Genomic DNA, 26,506 nt, shown 5'->3' with positions numbered 1-26,506 from the left:
CTCTCAACAAAACATGCGGCTGATTGGAATTACGGGCGGAATCGGCTCGGGTAAAAGCGTAGTGTGCCGCCTGTTTCAGGTGCTGGGCGTGCCGGTGTACGATTCGGACGCCCGGGCCAAGTGGGTTATGGCCCACGATGCGCAGCTGCGCGACGAGCTGACGGCCGCCTTCGGCCCCGAAACCTTTACTGCCGAAGGCCAGCTTAACCGCACGTACCTGGCCCGCGTGGCCTTTCCCGACCCGGTCCAGCTGGCCCGCCTCAACGCCCTGGTGCACCCCCACGTGGGCCGCGACTTTGCCCAGTGGGCCGCTGCCCGCCGGGCCGAGGGCCACGCCTACGTGCTCAAGGAAGCCGCCCTGCTCTACGAATCGGGCGCGTACCAGCAGCTCGATGAGGTAATTACCGTGTTTACCCCCCAGGCCCTGCGCCAGGCCCGCGTGCTACGCCGCGACCCGCACCGTACCCCCGATGATGTGCAGAATATCATCGGCAAGCAGATGGGCGAAGAGGAAAAAATGGTCCGCGCCCAGCATGTGGTCCACAACGACGACGAGCACCTGCTCATCCCGCAGGTATTACGGCTAGATGCGGGGTTCCGGGCGTAGCGGTCATTGCGAGGCAGAGCCGAAGCAATCTTTCCTCTTCTGTGCGCGAAACGTTGCTCTATTCAAAAGCCCCAGACGTGCGAAACGGCTGGGGCTTTTGAATAGGTTGGGATGTATTTTTGTGACTCAATATTATTTATTCGGAAGCTGGTAAGAAGTATCTATACAGCCGAATAACAAGGGTTTGTCGGTTATTCGAGGCGTATCACGCTGACAAGGACGGATTGCTTCGGCTCTGCCTCGCAATGGCGTACAAGTGGTGCCTTCACCGAATAATGGGGCTCCGTTCAAAGGGGCGGGTACGGTCAAACTGGTAGCGGTAGGTGACGTGGGTTTTGTAGATGCGCGCCCCGATGGACCGGGTGAGGGCCAGCATGCGGGGGTTGAAGTCGCCAATCCAGTTCATTTCGATGTCGGCGTAGCCCGCCCGCAGAAACTCTTGCCGGGCGTGCACCATCAGGGCACTTTCCACGCCCTTGCCCTGCCAGGCCGGTACCACCCCAAAAATCACCCCGAACAGCTTTTTATCGGTGCGCTGCTCGTACTTGTGCTTCTCCCACAGGAAACGCAGCTTACCCCACAGGTTAAAGTTGCGGCCCACATGTTTGAAAATCTGGTTGAGCTCGGGCAGGCTCACGAAGAAGGCCACGGGCTCCTCGCCGGCGTAGGCAAACCACAGAATCCGCTCGTCCAGCACGGGCTTCATCTGCTTCACCAGGTCGCGGGCCTTATCCAGGCTCATGGGATTTACGCCGCTGTGGTTGGCCCAGGCCAGGTTGTATACGTGGTGAAAGTCGCGGGCCAGCTTCTCAGTATCGCGCTTGTTGGCGTGGCGGAAGCTGAACTCGGGATGCTCCTGGGCGTAGCGCTCCGCCGCCTTATCGAAGGCCGGGTGCAGGGGCGTGGCCACCTCCCGGTAGCAGGTATACTGCTTGAAATAGAGCTGAAATCCGTACGTCTCAAACAGCCGTTGGTAGTAAGGCTGGTGGTAGAACATGCCGTAGTTGGGCTCGGTGAAGCCATCAGTGAGCAGGCCCCAGAACCGGTCCCGCTCGCCGAAGTTGATGGGCCCGTCCATGGCCGCCATGCCCCGCGCGGCCAGCCATTGGCGGCAGACGTCAAACAGCTCGTTGGCCGCCGCCTGGTCGTCGATGCACTCAAAAAAGCCCATGCCGCCCACCGGCTGGGTGGGGTCGGTTTGGGGCGTGTGGCGGTTGATGAACGCCGCCACCCGGCCGATAACCGTACCGGCCGCATCGGTCAGCACCCACCTGATGGCCTCGCCGTGGGCAAAGTTAGGGTTCTTCTTTGGGTCGAACACTGCCTCAATTTCGTGGTCGAGGGGTGAAATCCACTGGAGTTGATTCTGGTAGAGGCGGGCAGGCAGGTCCAGAAACTGCCGGACCAGCGCGGGGGAAGTTACTTCGAGCAGGGGCATGAGGCTGAGTATCAGAAAGGCGGAACAAGAGCCGCTCAGGCCGGAAAAGAAAAGGCTAGCCGTGGCGGCCAGCGTTACCGCGTGGGCCGGCGTAGCACCGACAGCAAGGTAAGGCCATTTACCCGCCGAAAGTACACGGGCCGGCCCACAGAGTCGGGGTAGGGGCCGGGGTGCCAGCGGTAGGTGGTGAGGAAATACCGGGCCTGGGCCACCGGCACCATGCGCAAGCGGGCCCGCTCGGTGGGAGGCAGCAGCAGTTGGGCGTTGTGCAGCATCAGGGCGGTGCGGGGCTCGGTAGCCACCGGCACCACGGCGCTGGAGTCGTGGGCCAGTATCCACTCCACTCCCTCCCGCCCCGACAGGCCCCAGTAGTCGCGCTCAAACAGGCGCTCCGCCACCGGGCCCGGTAGAAAGCTGAAATACACGTTCTGGTAGGGGTGGTCGAGCACCATGCGCAGCAGCGTGTGGCCCAGGCCCAGAGCAAGCACCGCCACGGCCCCGTAGCCCCCCCGGCGCAGGGCCGGGCGCGAGGTAGCATGCCAGCCGCGCCACAACGCCTGTGCGCCCCGGCCAGCCAGCAGCAGCAGCGCCGGATACACGAAGTACACGTGTCGCCACCCATCGTACACCACTGAGCGCAGCACCACAATGGCTACCAGCGGCCCCAGCAGCCACGCCAGCACCAGGGCATCCTGCCGGCCGGCGGTAGTGTGCAGCCAGGTGCTCAGGCCCCGCATGGCCTGCCGGCCCACCACGGCCAGCCCGGCCAGCAGCAGGGCTACGTAGGGCAGGGGCGTCGTGACCAGCATCCACACGGGCAGGTAGTGCCAGGGCAGGTCCCGCACCGATAGTTCCTGGCCCATGTATACCGTCAGCATATCGGCCCGGTAGCGGCTGAAGCTGGTAAAGGCGGCTACGAAGTGCTGCACCGGGGCTTCCCACAGATACGGCCACCCCATCACGATAACCACCGCCAGCACCGACACCAGCAGCAGAAAGCTACCGAACAGTTGCCGCCGGATGGCGGGCCGGGCCCAGCCTTCCAGCACGGCAAATCCCACCGTGAAGCCCACCAGCAGCACCGCCATAGTACGTACATCAATGGCCGCCCCCACGACGGCACCGTGCACGGCGGCCCGCCCCCAGCCCGGCCGCCGCAGCCACCACCACAGCGTGCCAATGCCCAACGCGAAAAACCCGATGAACACCAGGTCCTTATAGTTGTAGAACGACTCAGCAAACAGCCTCGGCGACAGGACCAGCGCCCCGGCCACCAGCAGCCCCCAGGGCCGGCTGCCTAGGTAGCGGGCCGCCACCCGGTACACCACGTAGGTGCCCGCCACGCAGGTAAGCCAGATAACCAGGTGCCGAAAAAAGTACACGTCCCGCGAGTCCTCCACGCCCACCACCTTCTCCAGCACCACCAGCGGCAACTGATACAGCACCCCGTGGTCGGCGTCCTGGTTGTCGCGCATGTCGGGTATCTGGGCGAAGGTAGCCTGACGGCGGGCCAGCTCGGGGGCTAGCTGCAGGGCTACGTACTTGGCGTTGATGATGCCGTTGAGCCGGTCCAGCTGCTCATCCCAGCCTACGCCGTAGTCGCGGTACAGGGCCACGCCCAGCAGCGTCAGCAATCCAAAAAATGCGCCCACCACCCAGCTGAACCGGCGGGGGCGCCACAAGGTGGGGAAAAAGCTCATCGGCGTCGTATGCTCAGGAAACGCCGCTAAATTCGGCAATTCATCCGCAACCTTATCCCGCTGCTCGTGCTGCGCTCCATTCCTCGATACGTATGGCCGGTGGCCGCTTTGCTGCTGGTGCTTCGGCTGGCGCTCAATTTGGGCCTGAATCCCGGCCTGGAGTGGAACTACGATGAGCGCCGCAACGGCCGCATTGCCGATAACTACCTGGCCGGCCGCGGCTACGTGAGCTTGGACCCCGAGCGCCAGCAACTCCGGCCCGATGCCTTCCACGCCAGCTTCCCGGTGTTCGTGTACGTGGGCTGGAGCCGGGCCGGGCTGCCGCGGCACTACCTTACGCTGCTGGTGTACGCCGCCGCCGCGGGGCTGTATCTGGTGGGCGGGCTGTACGTGCAGCGCACCTTGCAGTACCTGGGGCTGCGGTTGGAGGTGGGCTGGCTGGGGGCGTTGCTCTGGGCCGTGTCGCCGGGGGTAGTGTACTACATCGGGGCGTTCTGGTGGTTTGAAAACCTAGCCCTGCCCCTGTTGATTCTGGTGGTGTACAAGCTGTTACGCCTGCACGGTGGCCGGCCCTTGCGCTGGCCCGATGCCCTGCTTATTACCGGGGCTGTGGTACTCTCGTGCCTGTTGCGGGGGTATCTGCTGGCGGTGTACGGGCTGCTATTTGCCGTGTGGCTGGGGTTGATGACGCGGCAGCCGGCCCGGTCCCGGCTAACAGCCTGGGCCCTCAGCCTGGGGCTGCTGCTGGCCCTGGTAGCGGCGCACACGCCCATCTTCCTGAAAAACCACCGCATGTTTGGGGCCTACACGCTCAGCAACCAGGCCGGGTTTGAGCTGCTGCAGGGCCACAACGGCGTTACCCAAGGGCGGTTTATGTTCGACTGGGACGACCGGCAGGGCCCGTTCGACCGGTTTGTGCGCCGGCATATTCCGCAGCTCGATTCCCTGAACCAGTACCAGGAAAGCCAGGCCCGGGCCCGGCTGGCCCGGCAGTGGGTGGCCGGGCACCCCGGAGCGGAAGCCCGGCTGATGCTGCGCAAAACCCTGCTGTTCTTCTCCCCCGAAAACTTCATTGCCGATGCCCCCCGCACCCCGTGGAACCCCTTCACGGCCCTCACGCTGCTGGCCTTCGGCATGGCCCTGCTGCTGACGGTGGTGGGCTACCGGGGCCTGCGCTTTCAGTCGGCCGATTGGCTACTGCTCACGCCGCTGGTGGCCGTGTGGCTGCTGAGCCTGGTGTTTTTTGTGGGGTTCCGGTGGCGGTTCTTCGCCGAGCCAGCCCTGCTGCTGTTCCCGCTGGTAGTGGTTGGGCGGCTGGGCTGGCTACCCGGCCACCACCGGGCGCGGCAGTAGCTGAAAAACAAAAAAGGACTGCCACTTGTGGCAGTCCTTTAATTGGTGGGAGATACTGGGTTCGAACCAGTGACCCTCTGCTTGTAAGGCAGATGCTCTGAACCAGCTGAGCTAATCTCCCGAGGGGGTAAGCGTACTCTAAAAAAGTGGGAGATACTGGGTTCGAACCAGTGACCCTCTGCTTGTAAGGCAGATGCTCTGAACCAGCTGAGCTAATCTCCCAATGGGCGTGTCCTGTTTGGGATGGCAAATATGGGGGGCTGTTTTCGAAAACGCAACTCTTTCCCCCATCTTTGGCTGAAGATTTTTTGCAGTTGTTCGTTTGCTTATCGGCAACTAACTGCCAATCAGAAATTTCAGCAGAAGGAAAAGCGTGCGTCGGTTTCTGAAAATTTTCAGTTTTTCGTTATTGGCTGTGGTTGGGGTAGCCTGGCTGGGGTTGCTGGTGGGGCAGGATGCAGTAATCCGTCTATTCGTAAATGGCCTCAACCGTTACCTGTGTGTGCCGGTCCACGCCCGCCGGCTGGAGGTATCGGCGCTGGATCAGTTTCCGCGGCTTTCCGTAACGCTGCACGATGTAACGGTGCAAGGTTCGTTGCCCACGGATACCGTGCGGCTGGCCCAGGCTCGGCGGCTGTATTGCGCCTTCAATGCCTGGGATGTGGTGAGCGGGCACTATCGTATTCGGGAAATTACCCTGTCGGATGCGCGGGTGCGGGTGCGGCGCAACCAGCAGGGCGTAGGCAATTACCACGTCATCTGCCCCGATACGGCCATGCCCCGGTCTGGCGAAGCCCCTTTCGAATTGGCCCTGGAAGGCATTCGGCTGGAGCGCGTGCGGGTAGAGTACGAAGATGCCGGCCGGCAGCAGAAGGTAGCCTTTTTCGCGCCGAATCTGCAGGCGCAGGTAAGTATTGCCGGGCCGATAGTGACCCTAGCGGCCACCGGCGCTGCCGAGGTACAAGCCGTGCGCCTGGGTTCCGACGACTACTTTCAGCAGAAACAAGTGCAGCTGCGGGCTGCCGTCCGTATTAACCGGGCGCGGCAGCAGCTGACCATTCAGCCTTCCTCTATTGGTATCGGGCTAGCTCGCTATGAACTGGCCGGCACCATTGCGTACCAGACCGCACCAGTATTGCAGCTACGGTACCGGGCTACCGGGGCCGATGTACAATCGGTGCTGGCGCTGTTGCCGCCGCGCCTTTCGCGCCCGTTGGCGGGCTACCGCAGCCGGGGGCAGGTGTATTTCGGGGGTACGGTGCGCGGCGAGTGGTCGGGGCAGCGGCAGCCGGGGGTGCAGGTGGAGTTTGGGTGCCGGGACGCTTCCTTTTTTCACCCGAAATACCGGCAGACGCTGGACCACGTAAGCCTGACCGGCACGTTCAGCAACGGCCCGGCTCACGCGGCCCGCTCGGCGGTACTCACGCTCCGCAATGTGCAAGGGCAGCTGGCGGGGCGTAAGCTGGCCGGTGAGCTGCGCCTGGAAAACTTCGAAAATCCCCGGCTGAAGGCGCACGTGCAGGCGGCGGTAGACGTAAGCCGAGCCCTGCAGTTTTTTCCGGTGTCGGCCGTACGCGCGGGCCAGGGCGAGGCACAGCTGAATTTGCACCTGGATGGGCCGTGGCAGGCAATCCGGCAGCGGCCCACCGCCCGGCAGGCAACGGGGGAGCTCACGTTCCGCAACGTGAGTCTGCACCTGCGCGACTTCCGGCAGTCATTCACTAGGCTGAGCGGCCAACTGCAGCTGCGTGGGGCCGATGTGGCCCTGCAAAACGTGCGTGGCCGGCTGGGTAGCTCTGATTTTCAGGCCAACGGCACACTGCGCAACGTGGCTGGCTGGGCCACCCGCGCCGGTCAGCCGCTCAGCGTAGAGGCTGCCATAACCTCGAACCTGCTTGAGTTCAACCAACTGTTATATGTGTATCAGCCTGCGGGCAAGCCGGCGCCCGGCGCGGCTGCGGGTGCTAAGGAGCCGGGCCTGCACGTGCCGGCTACCGTGGCCCTGAATCTGCAGGTTCAGGCGCGGCACGTGCGGTTCCGGCGGCTGCAGGGCCGGGAGCTGCGTGGCAATCTGCAGCTGCGTAACCAGGTATTCAGCTCGTCGGGCGTGGCATTGCGGGCGGCCGGGGGGCTGGTAAGCGTGCGGGGTAAGGTAGATGCTCGTCGGAGCAATTTGCTGAAGGCCAGTACGGTGGCCAGTTGCCAGCAGCTGCCGCTGGATAGTTTGTTTTACGTGTTTGAGGACTTTGGCCAGCACTTTCTCACCGCCCGCCACTTGCGCGGCCACCTTACCGCCACGGCCGAGTCGGATACGTATTTTGATGGGCACCTGACCCCGCTGACGGAGCGGCTGGAGGCCGAGGTGCACGCCACCATCCACGACGGGCAACTACTCAACTTTGAGCCCCTGCAGCGGCTGAGCCTAGTGGCCGACCGGGCTACGCTCCGGCACTTGCGCTTTGCGGAGCTGCGCAATAGCCTGTACGTGCAGAGCCGCACCGTTTACATTCCGCAGATGGAAATCCGTTCCAATGTGCGGGCGGCCTCGCTTATCCGAGTGACGGGCACGCACACCTTCGACCAGCAAATGGACTACCACGTGCAGATTCCGCTGCTGCCCGGCCTGTTGCCCCGGGCCGCCGCCCGCGCCGACGGGCCGGGTCTGCGCCTGGCTATTCAGGGCACCGAGGACCGGTTTACGGTGCGCTACGAATCGGGGACTACTCCGGAGCGAACCGCCGCAGGACCGGCCGTCACTGCGCCAGCCCACGTGCCGCCCGCCAATGCAGGACCCCGGCCAGCCTCCAAGCCTTCCTTTGAGCTGAAAAAGCCGACAAAGCAGCCAGCCCTGCCCCAGCCCGGCGAGTACTTCGAATTTTAGGTGAAGAGGGGCCGCTTTGCTCCAACCTCAGCCGCTGCCCCTGCGTTAAGACCCGAGAGTGCATTCCTTTTCTCTTTTCTCCTCTCGCCATGAACGATACGCAGTTACTTCAGAATTACTCTGACCAGGAAAAAGCCGCTTACCTTAGCGTTATTGCCAGCCTGGCCTCCGCCGACCGGGAAGCTTCGGCCGCCGAAATAGAGTTTCTGCAGCAGCTGGCCCACCAGGCCGGCCTGAGCGGTGGAGCCACCCAGCAGGTACTGGCTTCCGCCAAAGATGCTACTAACGAAAGCATCAAAGCCAACTTGGATGCGCTGAAGGGCAGCGACCTGCGCTTTTCGTTGGTAACCGACCTGATCAGCTTCGCCCGCGCCGATGGAGCGTATGCCAACGACGAAGAGGCCATGGTAAATAAAATTGCCTCCTACCTCGGCATCACGCCCCAGCAAACCCAAACCCTGAACCAGGTAGTGGACCAGGCTGCTCAGGTGCCCCACTCGGCCAGCGACCCGGCCAAGCAGGGCTTTTTCAGCGGTATCTCCGACAAGCTCGATAACGCTGGCATTCCCAAAGGTGCTCTGATGGCCGGTCTGCTGGGCGTGGTGGCCCCCATGGTTATCTCGAAGGTGATGGGCGGCCGGGGTCAAAGCTCCGGTATGGGTGGCGGCATGATGGGTGGCTCCATGGGTGGCCTATTAGGAGGCGCCGCCAATAGCGGCATGGGTGGCTTGCTCGGTGGTCTGCTGGGCGGCGGCTTGCTCAGCGGTGTGCTGGGTGGCGGTCAGCAGCAGTCTACTGATACCTATGGCAACTATCCGCAGCAGGGCTCGCACGTGGGCAGCGGCGGGCTAGGCTCCCTGATGTCTATTTTGGGCGGTCTGGGTGGTCAGCCTAACTCCCAGCCCCGCAGCAACGGCGGCGGCGGCCTCGGCGGCCTCATGAACGGCGGCATGGGCGGCCTGCTGGGTGGCTTGTTCGGCGGGCGGTAAACTATAGTGCCGCAGCCGGTGTAAACAGCGAACTGGCTGCACATCACAGAAAGGCAAAAGCCCCTGACGTTCAGCGCAACGTCAGGGGCTTTTTGTGTGTAGCTTCAGGGTAAGGTTTCTTAACTCGGCAAGCCGTTCACCTGCACAATGGTGGTGCCGGTGCTGGCGAAGGTGCCGCCGGCCTGCTCCACAGTTTCCACCAAGCGGTAATTCAGCTCTTCTTTCACCTCCAGGTACTCGTCGTAATTGGTGGTTTCCACAAAGTACTGTACCGTAACCTCCTTGGCGGCGGGTGTGAGGGCTGAGAACTGCATCTGTACTTCTTTGGTTACTAAAGGGTTGTCCTCAATCAGGCGCTTGCCCTCCTGCACAATGCGGTGGAGCTGCTGGCTGGTGGTGGCGTGGCTTAGGGCCAGGGTGAAGTTCACGCGCCGGGCCGTGCGCAGGCTCAGGTTGTCCAGCGGCTTGTCAATCATGCTTTTATTGGGCACCGTTACGTAGCTTTTCTCGGCGGTGCGCAGGCGGGTGCTGCGGAAGCCCACTTTTTCCACGGTGCCCGTCACGCCGCCCACTTCCACCAAATCACCCACGGCAAAGGGCCGGTCGAGGAAGATGGTAAACGAGGCAATCAGGTTTTCCAGGCTTTCCTTGGCGGCGAAGGCCACGGCCAGCCCCCCGATACCCAGGCCGCCGATAAGGGCCGTTACGTTTACCCCAAACACTTTGCTTAGCATCACCAGAAATGTGATGGTAAGCACCAGCACCTTCAGTAAATCCTTGGCGAAGGGAATAAGTTGGTTGCTGAGGCGGGAATGGCTGCTTTCGGAGCGGCGCTGGAACACCAGCACCAGAAAATCAATAATGCGCAGCCACACCCAGCCAATACCCCAGATAACGGCCATCTGAAACAGCCGGAATAATAAGCGTTTCGCCCAGGGCTCGTTATGCTCAAGCTCGGAGCTGCGCACCGGATAATCCAGCACCTGAAACGCGAAGTAGGCCGTAATCAGGAAGATAACCACGGACAGCGGCTGAATCAGCAACGCCTGAAACTGCTGCTCCGATACGCCCTCGGTCCGCTTGCGAATAAACCGGAACACCAGCTTTGAGAGCAGTCGGGAAAGCAGCGTTTTGAAGATGTATCCAAATAGCAAAATGCCCGCGCACCACAGGTACGCCGCCACGTTATTGCCCAGGAAGCGGTAATTAAGGATTTCCTGAAGGGTCATGAATGAGGGACTTAGGAGACTCAGGGACTTAGTTTACGGTTAGATGGTCACTAGCACATGGGTGCACCAGCAGAACATCAACCAAGTCCCTGAGTCCCGATTATACCAACTGCCGCAACGCCATTTCAAACGACTTCTGGGCAATGCCACTGGTGGCGTCGCTTTGGTGGCGGGTGCGCTCCAGGGCCGCCCGAATCACGCGGGAGGTATCCTGGAAAATGGCCTGGTCGGTAATTTCGGCGTTGGATTCCATCAGGTAGGCAAATACCCGGGCCATGCCGCAGTTGGCAATAAAATCGGGGATAACGCTGGTATGCTCGTCGGCAAACTCGCCGGTGGGGCCGAAGAAGATTTCCGGGTCTTGGAACGGTACGTTGGCTCCGCAGCTAATCACCTCCAGACCACCCGCCACAAGCTGCTCCACCTGCTGGCGCGTAACCAACCGGGAAGCCGCCGCCGGAATGAAAATCTCAGCGCCCGACGACCAGATGCGCTGGTTTACCTCGTCAAACGACAGCAGATTGTCGGCCGTAAGCGCGTTGCCTTCGCGGCGCAGAAACAGCTCCCGAATTTCCTCCAGCGTAAAGCCATCTTCCTTGATCAGGCCGCCGGCCCGGTCGATAATGCCGGTGATGCGCGCGCCCTGGCTGGCCAGGTAGTAGGCGGCTGCCGCGCCCACGTTGCCCCAGCCCTGCACAATGGCCCGCTTGCCTTGTACCGTGCGGCCGCCCCACAGCTCATAATAATGGCGCACGGCCTCGGCCACGCCGTAGCCGGTAATCAGGTCGGCCACGGTGTATTTGCGGCTCAGGTCGGGCGTGAACGTGGCGTCTTCCAGCACCTTCACCACGCCCTGGCGCAACTGGCCTAGCTTCTGAATCTTCTGGGGCTCGGTGGCGCGGTAGTGGCCGTTCACAATGCCCTCCTGCGGGTGCCACAGGCCGTAATCCTCCGTAATCGGAATCACGTCGTGAATTTCGTCCACGTTCAGGTCGCCGCCAGTGCCGTAGTAGTTCTTGAGCAGCGGAATAACGGCTTTGTACCAACGCTCTAGCACGCCGCGTTTGCGCGGGTCCTGGGGGTCGAAGTTGATGCCTGATTTCGCGCCGCCAATGGCCGGCCCCGACACGGTGAACTTCACCTCCATGGTTTTGGCCAGGCTTTCTACCTCCCGCTTATCCAGGCCCTTGCGCATGCGGGTGCCGCCGCCGGCCGCCCCGCCCCGCAAGGAGTTGATTACCACCCAGCCCTCGGCTTCGGTTTCGGCGTCTTTCCATTCAAATACAATTTCGGGGCGCTTGTTCTCAAACTTGGCCAGCAGGTCTTTCATCGGGGGTAGTAGATGGGGTGGGGTGGAACTCAGTGCCGCAAAGGTAAGCAGCCCCGGCGGCCAAGACGCATTCATTCGGCTACCTCGCTGAGTGGTAATTCGTATAGAATAAATTATATGCTTAATAGAATCATCATGCCCCATGTTGCCATTGCGCAGCCTTGCCGGTCCAGGCTCGTCTGTAGGTAACCGAGAGCCGTAAGAGGGCCTGCGGGTACAATTTCGGCACTTTTATAACTTTTTTTTGCCCCTGGTACGTTGGGAGGAACTTTGCGGGGTTCGAATATCGTATTACCCATATTCCTGCATATCCACCCACTGGTACCACCACCGTTGTAACGACATATGAAACCTTTGCTTTCCCGAGTAGAATCCAAAAAAGTAGATAAGGCCGCCGCTATGCTGAAAGTGCTGGCCCACCCCAAGCGGCTGGCCATTGTGGACCTGCTGGGCAAGGAGGAAAAAATGACCGTCACGGAAATTTACCGTTCTCTGGATTTGCCACAAGCCATTGCTTCCCAGCACCTTATCACGCTGAAAGACCGGGGCATTCTGTCGTCGTTCAAAGTGGGTACCAAAATCTACTACTCCCTGTCCATCCCCAAACTTCTCGACGTCATTGACTCACTGGAGGACTGCTGCGACACGATTTAATAGCTGCGCGGCCTTCACCAGCGCCATAGCTCAGAAAAGCCGAAGCCCGATCCTACTAGTAGGATCGGGCTTCGGCTTTTCTGTATCAGAAGTGAATGGTTACGCCACGTTGGGCTGGCGCTCCAAATCGAATAAGTCGGTGAGTACGTCGATGAGCTGATCGGCCTCGCCGCGCTTGCAGGCGGCTTTCAGCTGCAGCACCGGCTGCTTGAGGATTTTCTGCATCAGGGAGCGGGTAATGTCGTCCATGCGCTTGATTTCCTCGGGGCTCATCTTCTTCTGGTAGCGGTCCATTTCTTCCAGCCGAATCTGCTCCAGGGCATTCTTCAGCTTCTGAATGGTGGGCGACACCAGCATTTCCTTGCTCCAGTCCTGCAGGCCCACCATACTTTCCTCGATGATGGCGCGCACCTGCGGCACGGCGGCTAAGCGGCGCTCCAACGCCGCCGAAGCTTTACTCTGAATGGCGTCGATGTTGTAGATCAGCACGCCGGGCACCTGCTCCACATCGGTGGCAATGCTGCGCGGCACGGAAAGGTCGATAAAGAACTTGTAGCTCAGCACCTCCAGCCGCTCCACCATGTCGCGGGTGAAGAACGGGTCTTGGCGGGAGATGCTGCTGATGATGACATCAGCGTCCTTCATGCCCTGCACCAGGTTCTCGAAATCCAGTACCTGCAGGCCACATTCCTCGGCCAGTTCATCGGCCTTAGAGCGGGTGCGGTTGCAAATAGTTACGTCGCTGAACACCTTGCTGTCGCCGAGGTGGCGGCAAACGTCGGCCCCGATTTCGCCCAGGCCTACTACCAGCACGCGCGGGTTGGCTACGTCGGCGGTGAGTTCCTCCACCAACTCCAGCGCGGCGTAAGAGGTAGAAGCGGCGCCGTCGCGGAAGGAGGTTTCCTGTTGTACGCGCTTGTTGGTGAAGAACACCGTGTGCAGCAAGCGGTGCAGGAAAGGGCCAGCGGCGTCCTCATCGGCCGACCATTGGTAGGCCTGTTTTACCTGGTTGCTAATCTGCAGGTCGCCCACTACCTGGGCATCAAGGCCCATGGCCACTTCAAACAGGTGGCGCACGGCTTCCGTCTGGTCGTCCAGTACATCGAAGTACGGGAAGTATTCGGTTACCTCGGGCAGGTTTTTCAACTGACCCAGGGCTTCGATGATGGCCGGGCTCTGGTCTCGGTCGGCGGAGTAATAGACCTCCGTGCGGTTACAGGTACTGAGCACCAGCAGGTCGGAGAGGCCCAGCTCGTGGTGCAAGGTGTGCAGGAAACGCCGGCAGGCAGCCTCATCCAGGGCAATCAGCTCCCGTATTTCGAGGGGAGCTTTTTTGAAGGACAGACTTAGGGCCTTGAAAGGTTGAAGCATAGCGGTTGCTAGTGCGGAAATCAGGGGGCAAAAATACGTTACAAATTGCTAGGTAAAAACAGCTGGAACGTGCTTGGGGTTCGGAGGTAGCCGAAATTGGGACAGAAACCGGGTTTAAACCGGCTAATACACGATTATTCCGGCTGAAACTGACGAAAATCATTCGGCCGGCGTTGCTGGCCCGGTCCTGGCGGAGGCCGGAAACGTATCTTCGCCGGGGCGGCGGCCGTATCCGGCCCTGCTGACTTCCGAATTTTTGTGCCCGTGCTGCCCATTCCCATCTACGACCAAAAGTCCCGCATCAAGCTCGTTATTGTGGCCGTGGCCCTGCTGATTGGGGCGGCCACCGTTATCTACACCAACGTGCTGGTACAGCGCCTCTCGGAGCGGGAACAGGAGCAGATTGACCTGTACGCCAAAACCCAGCGCTACATCATCAACACCGAGGAAACCTCCAATCTGTCGTTTCTGATGGATGAGATTATCGGGGCCAACACTACTATTCCGGTAATTGTGACGGATGGGGAGGGCAATATTGTGGATGCCCGCAATGTGAACGTGCCCAAGGGCGCCTCCGAGCAAGCCTCCATTAAGCTGCTGCGCAAGGAAATTGAGCTGATGAAGGAACAGCACCCGCCCATCATCATCGAAATCGGGGCCGGGCTACGCAACTACATCTATTATAAGGAGTCGGATTTGCTTACGCAGCTGCGGCTGTACCCGTTGGTGCAGCTGGCCATTATCGGGTGCCTGGGGGTTATTGCTTACTTCGCCTTCAGCTACTCCCGCCGGGCCGAGCAGAACCGCGTGTGGGTGGGCCTGGCCAAGGAAACGGCCCACCAGCTAGGTACGCCGCTCAGCAGCCTAGTGGGCTGGCAGGCCTACCTGCGGGAGTCGGAGCGGTTCCGGGACGAGCCCATTGTGGAGGAGCTGGGCAAGGACATCCGGCGGCTGGAAATCATTACCGAGCGGTTCAGCAACATTGGTTCGGTGCCGGTGCTCAAGGACGAAAATATCCTGCGGGTAACCCAGAATGCCATTGCCTACCTGCAAAGCCGGGTTTCCCGGAAAGTAACCTTCGAGGTGAAAACCGACCTGCCTACCGATACGCCCGCCCAGGTGAACATTCCGCTGTTCGACTGGGTGATTGAAAACATCTGCAAAAACGCGGTGGACGCCATGGACGGCAAGGGCAGCATTACCATTCACCTGCGCCGCCCCATCCGCAACAAGTCGCAGATTGCCATTGATATAACGGATACCGGCAAGGGCATTTCCAAGAGCAAAATGGAGCGGGTGTTTCAGCCGGGCTTCACCACCAAAAAGCGGGGGTGGGGCCTGGGCCTAGCTCTGGCCAAGCGCATCATCGAAAACTACCACAAGGGTAAGCTTTTCGTGAAATGGAGCGAAGTAGGCCGCGGCACCACCTTCCGGGTAATTCTGAACGGGTAGTAGCGCGAAGCGGAGCTACGCGCTACTTGCCCCGGTTGGTTAGCTCTACGTAGCTGTTGCCCTGCACGGGGCGGCCGTGGTGGGTGCCTTCTACCCGGCACATGCCTTCCCAGTAGTGCATCTTGATGCCCGCGAAGAGCTTGAGCGTCAGCTCCTGGTCGGCTACCAGCGGGGTGATGGTGAGGTCGTACTCCTGGCTGGGGATGCGTAGGCGCCACTTGCTGGGGTAGCGCAGTTTAGAATGCGGGCTGGTCCAATAGTCGAGAACTTCGAGCTGGAAATCCTGGGCTTTGAGGTCTACGTTCTGGGTGGGGGCGCTGTAGGTGCCGCCGCTCACGCTCCGGTCGGAGTTTCGGTCGAACAGTAGGTACGTCATAATATCGTGGCGGGTGGGCGCTGCGGCGCCGGGTGCGGGTTCGTTCAGCTGCAGGGAAAACCAGTCCCAGCCGATGCCTTTGTTGGTGACGCTGTTGCAGTTCCATTGCCGGTCGTACCATAACTCACCTTCCACCTCGTGCACCTGGCCGTTCACTTCCAGCGTGCCGGAAGCTGTGAGGCGGGGGTAGCTGTAATAGCCGGCTTTGGCCACGTCGCCGTAGTTTTCGTAGCCGGTGCTGCTGTGCAGCAGCACGGGCTTGGCGGGGGTGGTACGCAGGTCGAGGGCGTGGCCCTGGCGGGCGGCCATGCGGCCCTGCAAGTGGTAGCGACCTTCCTGCCCGTCCAGGGTCCAGGTTTGATCCTTCTTCTTGGTCTGCAGGCTGATGGGTAGCTGTGGCTCCAGCAATTGCGGCAGGCGCTCCACCTTGTAGTCGTAGTGGAACTGCCGGGCTTGCGGATCGGTGAGGGCGAAGTTGACCATCTGCCAATCCCGCTTGCCGTTCAGGTTGAAATGGAAAAACACGTACTCCACCCCGAACTGCTCACCGGTTTTCACGTCGCGCAGGTGGCCGGTGAAGTACCACCACTCCAGGGAATTCTGCTTGTGCACGGCTTCCTCCTGCGGCAGCTGGGCCCGCTCCGTGAACACGTCGTACTTGTTGGTCGGCTTCAGCGCGCAGCCCGCCGCCGCAAACAGCAAAAAGATAGCCAGCAGGTAGTTCTTCATACTGCCGGAATAAGCCGTTTTAAGGCCGAAAGGTTTATTCCTTGTCAAACCTTTCGGCCCTAGCGCGGCAGCACCGGGCGCACCCCCAGCAGCGCCAGACCCAGCCCGAATACCGCTACCACGCTCAGCAGCAGCTTCAGCAAGCCGCGTTGGGCGGTGGCCAGTTCGGGTTGGCTGGTAAAGGAATGCTGGGGCTCCCGGGCAAAATCGGCGTGGGTGAAGGCGACTCTGCGGAACAGGAACGGGTAGTAGAAGGCCCGCAGCGCATCGTGGTAGCGGGTGGCGCTGCGCTGGAACGCCAGGTGAGTGGGCAGGTCGGAGCCGGCCAGGGCGTTGAAGCTGGTTTGGGCGTTGACGGCCGGGGACAACAGGTTGAAGCTTTCGGCCAGGTTGTGGCGCGCCTGCAAACCGGTGGCGTAGGCGGCCGCCTGCGGGGCCACGGCCAGGTCGCCGAGGTGCTGGAAGGCGTAGTACCAGCGCCACACAAACCGCTCCCGGATGGTGGCCGTGTCGCGGAACTGCGGGTAGAGGGCGAAGAAGCGGCTCATGGTTTCCATTTTGGGCCGGTCCCAGCCCCCGTGGATTTCCTCGCGCTGCCTGATGGTCAGCTCGATGCCCTGGGGCAACGGACGGGCCGCGGCTACGCCCAGGCTCAGCAGGCTGGGCACCAGCACCACCAGCAAAAGCCACACGCCCAGCAAGGCCACGGCATTCACCGCCGAAGTGCGCTGCAAAGCCGTGACCACCAGCACCACCCCAAACCAGAACAAACAATACAGGGTGCTCAGCGCCAGCCAGCTCAGCACGCGGCCATCCGGCGGTACCCCGGCCCACACCATCCCCACCCCCGACAGCAGCCCCACCAGCCCGAACACCAGGGCCATCCGAAAGGCGAGCTTGGCCCCGATAACCGTGGCCGGCCGGATGGGCTGGGCCAGTAGCAGGGGCAAAATGCCTTCTTCCCGCTCACTGGATAGCAAGTTGAAGCTCAGGGCAATGATGAGCAGCGGCAGCAAATACACCAGCACAAAGGCCAGGTCGAAGTTGCCGCTGAGCAGCTTCAGGGGGTTGGTATTATCGGTGGCGTAGAGCTGGTTTTGCAGGCCCAGCAGGCGCAGCTTCACGTAGCTGGGGTTCACGTCGCGCAAGCCTAGGGAGAGGGCCGCCCACGCATCGGGGTGGTGGACGGCGAAGGTGGAGTGAAAATAGCCGATGTCGCCGGCGTCGGCCGGGCCGGGAAACTTCTCCTTCATTTCCGCCACGTTGCGGCGGGTCAGCTCGGGCAGCGCGGCCAGCTGCTGGCGCTGCCGGGCTATTTCGGTGGTGCCGTAGTAGATGCCGTAGAGGCCGGTGGCCAGCAGCAGGCTGCAGAGCAATACCAGCCCTTTAGCGGCCCGGAAGTGACGCCACTCGGCGGCAAACAGTATTGAGAATATGCGCATTAGCTCAGGAAACAGACGTGTTAGAAATCAGCCGCAGCCCCAGCCAGCACAACCATACGGCCCACAGCAGCAGCGCCGCTACTGGCAGTAACAGGCGCGGCAGCGCCCAGCCCAGCGGCGGGGCCTGATAAGAAAATACCGGCAGCTTCCGCCAGGTGCTGGCATCCAGGCGCCGCTCTTTGTCGCCGTAGCCCATGCTGGCCTGCAGGCCGTTCAGGCGTTGCACCAGCCCGTAGCGGTAGGTTTCGGCGGCCTGCTGGAAGTGCACGTAGTGGGCAAAATCAGAGCCGGCCAGTCCCATTGACAGCGGCCGGATGGCCTGGTAGGGATTCAGCAAGCCGGCCCACTCCGACAGGCGGTTCTGCTGCTCGTAGGTGGCATTCAGCGCGGCGAAATGCCGCTGATACACTTTGGCCGAATACTCCTCCCCGGCCGCCATCTGCACCCCGGCCAGACTCACCGGCAGCTTCTCCTCGGAGTCAACCCCGTACTTTTTCAACAGGTCGGCTTTCAGAGCTGCGGCGCGCTGGTCGTGCGGGTCGTGGCCGTTGATGCCGTGCTGGGCCTCGTCGTGCACCTCGGCGTCTAGCTGGGCTTTGGTAATGGTGGGGTAGAGTGTGGCGCCCAGGTTGGCCGTGGCTTTGGGCAAGATGATGCAGCCCAGAATCCAGAGGCCCAGCAGCGTAACCAAGGCCGCGCGGGAGCTGGCCTGCCAGGCCGATACCACCACCGCGCCCACTACAAACAGGAAAAAGTACACCGCGTAGCTCACTACGAACAGTACCAGCCGGACTGCCAGATCAAGGCCGCCGGCAAACTCCTCACCCGTAAACAGCAACGCCGCCGCTAGGGCCAGGGCCGGTGCTACCACCAGCGCCACGGCCTGGCTATAGCCCCGAATCTTGCCCCAGGCTACCTGCCGCAGCGTGAGGCCCTGGCTGAGCAACAGCTTGAGCGTGCCCGTAGCGCGCTCCTCCGAGAAGGCCCCGAAGCACAGGAAAATGATGAGCAGCGGTACTAGCAGCTGCAGCACGAAGGCTACGGTCATCTCCCCGAACCGGATAAGGGAGCCGGCCTGCTGGGCCTGGCTGAAGTTGATGCTGTTCTGCTGGTGGGCTTCCAGGTACACGGCGCTGCCCGTAAACGAGTCCACGCCGCCGTCCAGCAAGCTCAGCCCCGATTTCGGCCGGAACGCAAACGAGCCGTAGTGGGCCACGCGGTGCGGGTGCCGGGCCGGCTGGTTCCGAAACTTATCATTGACGGTTTGCTGGGCCAGTTGCCGCTCCTGCTGCAGGGTGCGGAACGAGGCCCGGCCCACCAGCGTGGCGGCCAGCAACAGTAGTAGTACCAGGCCGCTGAGCACCGCAAAGCGCCGGTCGCGCAGGGTGCTGATAAATTCTTTTCGGGCAATGCTCCGGATCATCGGCTAGTGCATGTAGGTGAGGTAGAGCTGCTCCAGCTCCTGGGCGTTGAGGGCGGCAGTGGGGCGCACGTCCACCAGCTCGCCCTCGCGCATGATGCCCACGCGGGTGCCCACTTCCTTGGCCCGGAAGATGTCGTGGGTGGCCATGAGCACGGCCGTGCCCTGCCCGCTGAGCCGCCGCAGCAGCTCCGAAAACTCGTTGCTGGCCTTGGGGTCGAGGCCGGAGGTGGGCTCATCGAGCAGCAGCACCGTGGCGTGCTTGGCCACCGCAATGGCAATACCCACCTTCTGGCGCATGCCCTTGGAGTAGGTGCCCACCCGTCGCCGCACGGCCTCCGCCGGCAGCCCGGCCTCGGTGAGGTAGTTTAGCAATTCGCTTTCCGAATACTTGAAGCCCGCCAAGCTGCTGAACAGCGCCAGGTTTTCCAGCCCCGACAAGTGCGGGTAGAGCAGCACGTTTTCCGGGATGTAGGCCAGGTGTTTCTTGATTTCGAGCGGATTGGCGGCCACTTCCAGCCCGTTCACGAAGGCTGCGCCCGAGGTAGGCGCCACAAAGCCCAGAAACAGGTTGATGGTGGTGCTTTTGCCGGCCCCGTTCTGGCCCAGCAAACAGAAAATTTCGCCGGGCGCAATCTGCAGGTTCAGCCCGCGCAGGGCCAGCTTATCGGCGTACTGCTTGCGTAGCTCCCGGGCTTCGAGAAGGTAGGTCATGTAGTTAGGGTAGGAGGGTAAGAAGGTGGGCGGGTAAGCGGGTATGGGGATAGGAAGGGAAGGCGGCTTCTTTCCACCCTCCTACCCCCATACCCGCTTACCTGCCCACCTTACTCAAAACGTGTAGCCCAGCGTGGCCATGAAGTTGCGGGGGGCACCGGGGCTGGCCCGGAAGTAATCGTAGCCGCCCACGAAGTAGTAGGTGTTCAGCACGTTGTTCAGGTTCACGTGGAAGTTGAAGCGGTTGACGGTGTAGAACAGAGCCACATCGGCCACGGCGTAGCCGGGCCAGTAGGCCCACTCGTCGGGGCCGCCGTCCAGGGGTTTCACCTGGTTTTCGAAGCGGCGGCGCGTTACGAAGTTGCCGCCCACGGCCACGCCCAGGCCGCGTAGCGTCGGTGAGAGGAAGGTGTATTTGGCCCACAGGCCGCCGGAGTTGCGGGGCGCGTTGGCCAAGGGCTGGCCCAGTTCGGCCGCGAGGTCGGCTTTGGTTACCGCGGTGTGGTTGAAGGCGTAGCTGGTGTTCAGGCTGAAGTTGGGCAGGATATTGCCCGTCAGCTCCACCTCCACCCCGCGCGAGCGGGCCTGGTTCTGGCGGTAAATGGCGGCCCCCTCGGCCGTGAGCGAGCCGGTATTCACCAGCTGGTTGCGGCGCTCAATCTGGTAAACGGCCACGGTGGCAAACAGCGCCTTCTGGAAAAACTCGCCTTTCAGGCCGGTTTCCAGCTGGTAGCTGGTCTCGGGGCTGAAAGGCTCCGAGCGGCCGTAGCGCTGCGGAAAGCGGATCAGCTCGGGCCGCAGCGGTCGGAAGCCTGCACTGTAGCTGGCAAAGTAGTTCAGGTTGCGGCGCAGGGAGTAGGTGAGGCCCGCCCGGGGCAGAAACCTGGTCTGCGGAATGTTCGTCGAGCCGTCGCCGTAGTCCCGCTCATCGGCAAACAGCTCGTAGCGCGCCCCTAGCAGCAGGCCCAGGCGGGGCGTCAGCTCCAGCTGGTCCTGCACGTACAGGCCGGTGGTGTGGTACACGGCGTTGAGGTAGTCAAGGAAAAACGCCGGGGTGGGTCGGCGCACGTAGGTGCTCGGGTCGCGGATTTCGTAGGTTGGGTTGTTCAGGTCGAACTGCAATGGCACCACCCGCTGGCTGACTACGCCGTTGCTCACGCTGGTTACCACCCGCTGCCGCGCCTCAAACATGGCGCTTTCCTTATCGGTGTGGAAGCGGATGTAGTCGGCCCCCGCTACCACTTTGTGGGCCATCGGGCCGGTGCTGCGGTTCAGCACGAAGTAGGCCGACAGATTCTTAGTGTACTCTTCCACGCGGCGGTCAAAGTAGCGCAGGTTCATCACCGAGTTGGTGGGCTTGGTGGGGTCGGAGTTGTCGTAGGAGTTGAGGGTGCGGTGCTCACTCAGCCCCTCGTTGAAGGTAAAATCCAGGTAGGAGGCGTTGAACGAGAGCCAGTCGGTGAAGCGGTGGTTGAGCGAGGCGTTGAGGTAATAGGTTTTCGTGCGGAAATAGTCGCTCGGCTGGCTCAGCGTAAAGGAGCGGGGCACCCCGTACAGGTTGTTGCTCTTGATGGGCAGGCCCCGGTCCAGGAAGCCGTCGATGGCCGTGTACACCAGTTCCGCGTTGAGCGTAGTTTTGTCCGATACCAGAAACGTGACGGTGGGGGCCAGCATCAGGGAGCGGGTATCGTTCACGTCGCGGAACGTGTTGCTCTTCTCGTAGCCGGCATTGAAGCGGTAGAGCACGTTTTTCTGCTCCGTGAGCGGACCGGTAAAGTCGGCGGTGGCGCGGGTGGTGTTGAAGCTGCCCGTGGAAAACGTGAGGGCCTTGCGGTTGGTCTGCAGGGGCTTTTTGGTCACCATGTTGATGGTGCCGCCGGGGTTGATGTCGCCGAACAGGGCTGCGCCGGGCCCTTTCAGCACCTCCACCCGCTCCAGGTTCACCGTGAGCGGGGCCTGGGTGAATGCGTTACCGTAGCTGAAGCCCGAGCGCAACCCATTCAGCAGCCGGAAGCCGCTCTCGTAGCCATTGCGAAATCCCCGAATCGTGAAGTCATCGTAGTGCGAGTACTGCGCTACACCGGCCACATTCTTCACCGTTTCGGTGAGGCGCAGCGCCTGGCGGTCCTCCATCAGCTCCTTGGTCACCGTCGAAATCGACTGCGGCACGTCAAGGAGTTCGGTGGCCGTGCGCGTGCCCACAAAGCTGTAGTCGCTCTTATAGGTTTTCTCGTTGCGGCCCAGCACCTCCACTTCCTGCAAGGCCGTGGTAGTAGGGTGCAGGGTGAAATCCACCGTCAGCGCGGGTGTTTCAGTGGTCAGCACCACCGTGCGGCGCTGCTCCTGGTAGCTCAGGCTGCGGGTGATGAGCGTGTATTCGCCTAATGGCAGCGTGAGGGCAAAGTGGCCGTCGGCTCCGGTCAAGGCGGAGAAGCGGCCGGTGGCTTCCACCACCGAAATGCCTTCCAACCCGTGCCCGTTCGGCCCGGTTACGTGCCCGTCAAGGTGGCCCGTGGAAGATTGTGCCGCCCCCAGCAAAGGCCAGAGCAGCAGCAGACAGAATAGAATTCGTTGCATGAAAAAATGCGCGTACCCAGGCCCGGAGCCACAAAGCCGCCGGGTGGGTTGAAGTCAGGAAAATGAGAGGAGATGCGCCCCAGTAGGCGGCTGAGCGCGGGCGCGTAACGGCGCAATGACCGACAATCCAATCTGCGCAATTAGCAGATTGACAGGTCATAAGCGGCTACGCCTGGCATGGTAGGTACCAGCTACCCGGAACGATAAGCTGCGCCGGCTCCGCAGGCGATAAGCCAGGGGCAGAGCACGAGTAAGCCAGAAAGTACATTGGAGCCGGTTAAGCCCGGCCGGCGGGCGGACCGCGCAGGGAAGCGCCATCCAGGAGGTGGGAGGCCCGGCACACCGGAGCCTGCGGCCGGTACACGGCATACGCCCGCAGCTTCAGGGGCGCGGGCAGCAGCACCGGCCCAGCCGGCTGAAACGGGGCGTCAAACAGGTGCTCGGTCTGGCAGTGCTGGTGCTCGGCCGAAACGACGGCTTTTGCTCCCGCCTTAGCAGCGTACCGCGCGGTAGCGGTGTCGTCGGTGTGCTGGTGAAAGTGCGCACGCAACAGGGCTGCCTCGGGGGTGAGCACCCGCAGTAACAGCAGCAATAGCCACCAGGCAACCAGTTTACGCTTGTTCAGCACGCTTCACCGCCTCAGTTGATGAGCGGCAAAGGTAGACGTATAACTTGCAAATGCAACGTGGTTACATCTTAGTTGGCTTCACTTTATTCATTTGTAAATATTTAGGCTGGGATCTGAGGCTATAAATAGAGACACTGTAGTAGCCAGCAGGATGTTCTTCATACTGCTGGAATATGGTTTTTCGGGGCAGAAAAGTTTGTTCTGGCATTCCTCTCTGTTTACCGAAACTTGCCGCCAACAAACCGCTGATACTTTCTCAGGCGAATAATATATGTATGTCGTTGCTCTTCAAGTAGTACCCGCTTGCTGCCGTGCATGGGTAAAGAGGCTGATAGACTGTATCCGGCTTCAACGAGGCGAGCGGGCACGGTGAGCGAAAAATATCCTAGCGCGTTGGTATAAGTCCGTCGGCCGTTCAACGTCACCCGGGCATGAGACAACGGGCGTCCCCACCAGCTATGAACGGTTCCACTGATATGTAGGCTGTCCACAGCAGCAGGTGGCGTCCGTTCGTCAGCCACGGCTGGGTCGGGTCGGCGGGCCAGTTGTGGCAAAGCAACGTCTGGTATTTTCTGTTGGGCAGCTGCATCAGCGGCGGCTATTTCTCGAAGAGCCAATAGTGAAGCTGTAGCCGCCACCCACGTGCGCCACCGGGCAGATGCTGGCGGCAGCGGCACCAGCGGCCGCGCCAACTGTGTACGCTGGAACCGCCCGCACGAAACGTCTGGCCGCAGCTTCAGGAAAGCCAGAATTTCCGGGTCGCTCATACTGGTGAAATCAATAACCGTTTCCTGGCAGGCGGCGCAGTAGCGGCCCTGAGCAGCGGGCGTCATGGCGGCCCAATCCTCGGAGCAGGGTGAGGGTATCTGTAGTATCAGAGGAGTAGGCATTGGCAATAACGGATAAGCTAATGGGGCAAGATAAAAGGCTGTACCTACCGGAACAAGCCTGTTAGCCGCTGCCACACACCACGCGGGGTGCACCAAGCGGTGCGGTACGATTTCACGACAACCACTTCCCCGGTGAGCCTTTGGCTTTCGGCTACCAGAGCAACAGTAAGCGGCTGACTACCACTTAGTATAATGGTTTGCCGTTTGTAACCAATTGAAAAGAACTCGATAGGAGCATCGACAGCTAATGTACTGCGTAACTCAAACGTGCCATCCGAATTGGTGCTGACCCCAACTTGGGTATCCTTCAGCAATACTGTTATCCACGGTAGTCCCTCGCCGCTGCGGGAATCTGTCACCCTTCCCCGAATAACCCGGTCAGGGAGGGCAGGCGTTGGTGCCGCGGGCTCCCCCTGCAGCATCCGTTGCTCCTGCGGAGGGGTGGAGCGAGTTTGCGCCGCAACCGGCGTGGCGGCTCCCAGCCCCAGCACCGCCAGCGCAGCGGCCAGCCACTGCCGCGAAGCTGGTGCTTCAGTTGTTATCCGCAAAGGCCGTTGTAGTTGCTCTGCCCGAAACCGCCCGCAGCTTCGGCTGCTGGCCTGGCTGAGATAGGCTACTATTTCGGCGTCGGTCAGACGGGTGAAGTCCACCACTACTTTGGCGCAAGCGGCGCAGTGGCGGCCCTGGGCGGTGGGCGCCATATCAGCCCAGTTTTCATGGCAGGGCAGGGGAATTGTAACGGTGAGGGCGTGGGGCATGGCATGTCAGGTGAAGCTCTATGACTTGATGCCAAACCGCGTCGGATTCCACACGCCGCTACACTAAAAAAGGGGTGAGCCGCCGGCGGATTATCTGCCGCTATGGCTGTACCGTGCAGCCGCCCGGCATTATTCTGTATCTTTTGCCCCTCTTTCAACCCCTCCCCAACGCCTTGTCTACTCAGATTCCCCCTACCCGCTCCAGCGGCTTGTTCCGCCGCAAGAGCCTCGACGACCTGCTTTCCAACCCGCCTGCCGACGAAGACCTGCACGGCTCCCACCCCGGCGAAGGGGGGCTGGCCCGCCACCTCACCGTGCGCGACCTAACGGCTCTGGGCATTGCCGCCGTTATTGGGGCCGGTATTTTCAGCACCATCGGCAACGCCTCCCACGATGGGGGGCCGGCCGTGTCGTTGCTGTTTGTGTTTACGGCCATTGCCTGCGCCTTCTCAGCGTTGTGCTACGCGCAGTTTGCGGCCACTATTCCGGTGAGCGGCTCGGCCTACACCTATGCCTACGCCTCCTTCGGGGAGCTGGCCGCCTGGATTATCGGCTGGGCCCTGATTATGGAGTACGCCGTGGGCAACATTGTGGTGGCCATCAGCTGGTCGGATTACTTTACCGGGCTGCTGAGCGGGGTCGGCATTAACCTGCCGGTGTGGCTGACCATGGGCATGCAGAGCGCCCACAAATACTACAACGAGGTACTGGCCCTGATGCAGGCTGGCAAACCCCTGAGTGAGGCCTCGGCGGCGCAGCTGGAAGGCTACAACGCCTGGAGCGCCGCCCCCGAGCTGGGCGGTGGCCTGCGGCTGGTGCTGGACCTGCCGGCCGGGCTTATCACGCTGGCTATTACAGCGTTGGTGTACGTGGGCATCAAGGAAAGCAAGAATGCCAGCAACCTGCTGGTGGCCCTGAAGCTGGTGGTAGTAGCCGTGGTGATTCTGGTGGGTGCGTTCTACGTGCAGCCCGAAAACTGGAGCCCCTTCGCCCCCAACGGCATTGGCGGCGTGCTGAAAGGCGTGTCGGCGGTGTTCTTCGCCTACATCGGGTTTGATGCCATTTCGACGACGGCCGAGGAGTGCAAAAACCCCCAGCGCGACCTGCCCCGGGCCATGATTTACGCCCTCATCATCTGCACGATTCTGTACGTGATTATCACGCTGGTGCTCACCGGTATGGTAAACTACAAGGAGCTGGCCGTGGGCGACCCGCTGGCCTACGTGTTCAACAAAGTGGGCGTGAAGTGGCTGGGCGGCGTGGTGGCCGTATCAGCGGTGCTGGCCATGGCCTCGGTGCTGCTGGTGTTTCAGATCGGGCAGCCCCGTATCTGGATGACGATGAGCCGGGACGGGCTCTTGCCCCCAGTGTTTTCCAAGGTGCACCCTAAGTTCCACACGCCTTCGTTCAGCACCATCGTCACGGGCTTCTTCGTGGGTGTGCCGGCCATGCTTCTGAACATGGATCTGGTAATTGATCTGACCTCTATCGGGACGCTGTTTGCCTTTGCCCTGGTGTGCGGCGGCATCCTCATCATCGACCCCCACGGCCAAAGCGACGCCCGTTTCAAGGTGCCCTACATCAACGGGCAGTTTCTGGTGCCGCTGGTGCTGCTGGTGGGCGCGGTGCTGCTGCTGGTGTACAACCAGACGGGCATTCAGGAGTTCACCACGGCCCTGGGTAGTGGCTACGAGGAAGCCCGCCACTACATTCCGATGCTGGTATTTTTTGGGTTCTGCCTGGCGCTGGCCTGGCTTTCGTTTAGCCGGAAGCTGAGCTTGCTGCCGGTGCTGGGCCTGCTCACCAACCTGTATCTGATGACGCAGCTGGGCATCAACAACTGGCTGCTGTTCTTCGGTTGGCTGATTATCGGGCTGGCGCTGTACTTCAACTATGGGGTGAAGCACAGCAAGCTGGCCCTGAAGAAGGCCGCCCACTAGCACCCGACGCCTTTAGAGTAGCCCGGCA

20 protein-coding genes and 2 tRNA genes are annotated in these 26,506 nt (G+C 61.5%); 7 read left to right on the top strand and 15 right to left on the bottom strand.

All coding sequences use genetic code 11. The annotated features are described in order from the left end of the window. Nucleotides 1-13: 13 nt before the first annotated feature. The gene (gene coaE / locus LF252_RS19905; protein WP_226271346.1) at nt 14-607 is read left to right on the top strand and encodes a dephospho-CoA kinase; all 594 of its coding nucleotides are present in this window, start codon (nt 14-16) and stop codon (nt 605-607) included. A gap of 265 nt (nt 608-872) precedes the next feature. On the opposite strand, the gene LF252_RS19900 is transcribed toward coaE, so the two are convergent. Next, on the bottom strand, nt 873-2,045 hold the full coding sequence (locus tag LF252_RS19900) for a GNAT family N-acetyltransferase (protein WP_226271345.1): 1,173 nt from the start codon (nt 2,043-2,045) through the stop codon (nt 873-875). A gap of 74 nt (nt 2,046-2,119) precedes the next feature. Then, on the bottom strand, nt 2,120-3,745 hold the full coding sequence (locus LF252_RS19895) for a hypothetical protein (protein WP_226271344.1): 1,626 nt from the start codon (nt 3,743-3,745) through the stop codon (nt 2,120-2,122). Between the two features lie 66 nt (nt 3,746-3,811). Here LF252_RS19895 and LF252_RS19890 point away from each other — a divergent pair, with 66 nt between their 5' ends. Beyond that, on the top strand, nt 3,812-5,098 hold the full coding sequence (locus LF252_RS19890; protein WP_226271343.1) for a hypothetical protein: 1,287 nt from the start codon (nt 3,812-3,814) through the stop codon (nt 5,096-5,098). Between the two features lie 43 nt (nt 5,099-5,141). Here the strand turns inward: LF252_RS19890 and LF252_RS19885 are convergent. After that, nucleotides 5,142-5,219, bottom strand: a tRNA-Val gene (locus LF252_RS19885). 26 nt (nt 5,220-5,245) lie between these two features. Next, a tRNA-Val gene (locus LF252_RS19880) sits at nt 5,246-5,320 on the bottom strand. A 187-nt stretch (nt 5,321-5,507) separates the two neighbouring features. Here LF252_RS19880 and LF252_RS19875 point away from each other — a divergent pair. Together LF252_RS19875 and LF252_RS19870 are read left to right on the top strand one after the other, a co-directional pair. Further along, complete coding sequence (locus tag LF252_RS19875; RefSeq protein WP_262905034.1) at nt 5,508-7,979, top strand: YhdP family protein; 2,472 nt, start codon at nt 5,508-5,510, stop codon at nt 7,977-7,979. A gap of 89 nt (nt 7,980-8,068) precedes the next feature. Beyond that, nucleotides 8,069-8,968 carry a TerB family tellurite resistance protein gene (locus LF252_RS19870; protein ID WP_226271342.1) on the top strand — a complete coding sequence of 300 codons (900 nt, stop codon included), beginning with the start codon at nt 8,069-8,071 and terminating at the stop codon, nt 8,966-8,968. A gap of 119 nt (nt 8,969-9,087) precedes the next feature. On the opposite strand, the gene LF252_RS19865 is transcribed toward LF252_RS19870, so the two are convergent. Next, the gene (locus tag LF252_RS19865; RefSeq protein ID WP_226271341.1) at nt 9,088-10,197 is read right to left on the bottom strand and encodes a mechanosensitive ion channel family protein; all 1,110 of its coding nucleotides are present in this window, start codon (nt 10,195-10,197) and stop codon (nt 9,088-9,090) included. 100 nt (nt 10,198-10,297) lie between these two features. Next, nucleotides 10,298-11,527: a Glu/Leu/Phe/Val dehydrogenase dimerization domain-containing protein gene (locus LF252_RS19860; protein WP_226271340.1), complete on the bottom strand. Its 1,230-nt coding sequence runs from the start codon at nt 11,525-11,527 to the stop codon at nt 10,298-10,300. 345 nt (nt 11,528-11,872) lie between these two features. Here LF252_RS19860 and LF252_RS19855 point away from each other — a divergent pair, with 345 nt between their 5' ends. Next, a complete protein-coding gene (locus LF252_RS19855; protein ID WP_125420772.1) occupies nt 11,873-12,181 on the top strand; it encodes an ArsR/SmtB family transcription factor in 309 nt (102 codons plus the stop codon). A gap of 99 nt (nt 12,182-12,280) precedes the next feature. Here LF252_RS19855 and hemA read toward each other — a convergent pair whose 3' ends face one another. Beyond that, the gene (gene hemA / locus LF252_RS19850) at nt 12,281-13,552 is read right to left on the bottom strand and encodes a glutamyl-tRNA reductase (protein ID WP_226271339.1); all 1,272 of its coding nucleotides are present in this window, start codon (nt 13,550-13,552) and stop codon (nt 12,281-12,283) included. 264 nt (nt 13,553-13,816) lie between these two features. On the opposite strand from hemA, the gene LF252_RS19845 reads away from it, so the two are divergent. Then, complete coding sequence (locus LF252_RS19845; RefSeq protein ID WP_226271338.1) at nt 13,817-15,004, top strand: ATP-binding protein; 1,188 nt, start codon at nt 13,817-13,819, stop codon at nt 15,002-15,004. 22 nt (nt 15,005-15,026) lie between these two features. Here LF252_RS19845 and LF252_RS19840 read toward each other — a convergent pair whose 3' ends face one another. The 8 genes from LF252_RS19840 to LF252_RS19805 all read right to left on the bottom strand — a co-directional run bounded on the left by LF252_RS19840 (nt 15,027) and on the right by LF252_RS19805 (nt 24,538). Beyond that, nucleotides 15,027-16,109, bottom strand: a complete 1,083-nt coding sequence (locus tag LF252_RS19840) for a lipocalin-like domain-containing protein (RefSeq protein ID WP_226271337.1) — start codon at nt 16,107-16,109, stop codon at nt 15,027-15,029. 59 nt (nt 16,110-16,168) lie between these two features. Continuing rightward, nucleotides 16,169-17,551: an ABC transporter permease gene (locus tag LF252_RS19835; protein WP_226271336.1), complete on the bottom strand. Its 1,383-nt coding sequence runs from the start codon at nt 17,549-17,551 to the stop codon at nt 16,169-16,171. Nucleotides 17,552-17,555: 4 nt separating this feature from the next. Beyond that, the gene (locus LF252_RS19830) at nt 17,556-18,974 is read right to left on the bottom strand and encodes an ABC transporter permease (protein ID WP_226271335.1); all 1,419 of its coding nucleotides are present in this window, start codon (nt 18,972-18,974) and stop codon (nt 17,556-17,558) included. A 3-nt stretch (nt 18,975-18,977) separates the two neighbouring features. Beyond that, entirely contained in the window at nt 18,978-19,685 is a 708-nt protein-coding gene (locus tag LF252_RS19825; RefSeq protein ID WP_226271334.1) for an ABC transporter ATP-binding protein, read from the bottom strand. A 114-nt stretch (nt 19,686-19,799) separates the two neighbouring features. Next, nucleotides 19,800-22,262, bottom strand: a complete 2,463-nt coding sequence (locus LF252_RS19820) for a TonB-dependent receptor (RefSeq protein ID WP_226271333.1) — start codon at nt 22,260-22,262, stop codon at nt 19,800-19,802. 277 nt (nt 22,263-22,539) lie between these two features. Further along, nucleotides 22,540-22,890, bottom strand: coding sequence for a hypothetical protein (locus LF252_RS19815; RefSeq protein ID WP_226271332.1), 351 nt, complete (start codon nt 22,888-22,890; stop codon nt 22,540-22,542). Nucleotides 22,891-23,108: 218 nt separating this feature from the next. After that, on the bottom strand, nt 23,109-23,723 hold the full coding sequence (locus tag LF252_RS19810) for a carboxypeptidase-like regulatory domain-containing protein (protein ID WP_226271331.1): 615 nt from the start codon (nt 23,721-23,723) through the stop codon (nt 23,109-23,111). A gap of 101 nt (nt 23,724-23,824) precedes the next feature. Continuing rightward, nucleotides 23,825-24,538 carry a carboxypeptidase-like regulatory domain-containing protein gene (locus LF252_RS19805; protein WP_226271330.1) on the bottom strand — a complete coding sequence of 238 codons (714 nt, stop codon included), beginning with the start codon at nt 24,536-24,538 and terminating at the stop codon, nt 23,825-23,827. A gap of 173 nt (nt 24,539-24,711) precedes the next feature. Here LF252_RS19805 and LF252_RS19800 point away from each other — a divergent pair, with 173 nt between their 5' ends. After that, the gene (locus tag LF252_RS19800) at nt 24,712-26,478 is read left to right on the top strand and encodes an amino acid permease (protein WP_394370413.1); all 1,767 of its coding nucleotides are present in this window, start codon (nt 24,712-24,714) and stop codon (nt 26,476-26,478) included. Nucleotides 26,479-26,506 lie beyond the last annotated feature (28 nt).

It is taken from the genome of Hymenobacter pini (assembly GCF_020421205.1).
GTDB classification, from domain to species: domain Bacteria; phylum Bacteroidota; class Bacteroidia; order Cytophagales; family Hymenobacteraceae; genus Hymenobacter; species Hymenobacter pini.
The sequence above is the reverse complement of the archived record's forward strand: the minus strand, read 5'-3'. Positions and strand labels throughout refer to the sequence as shown.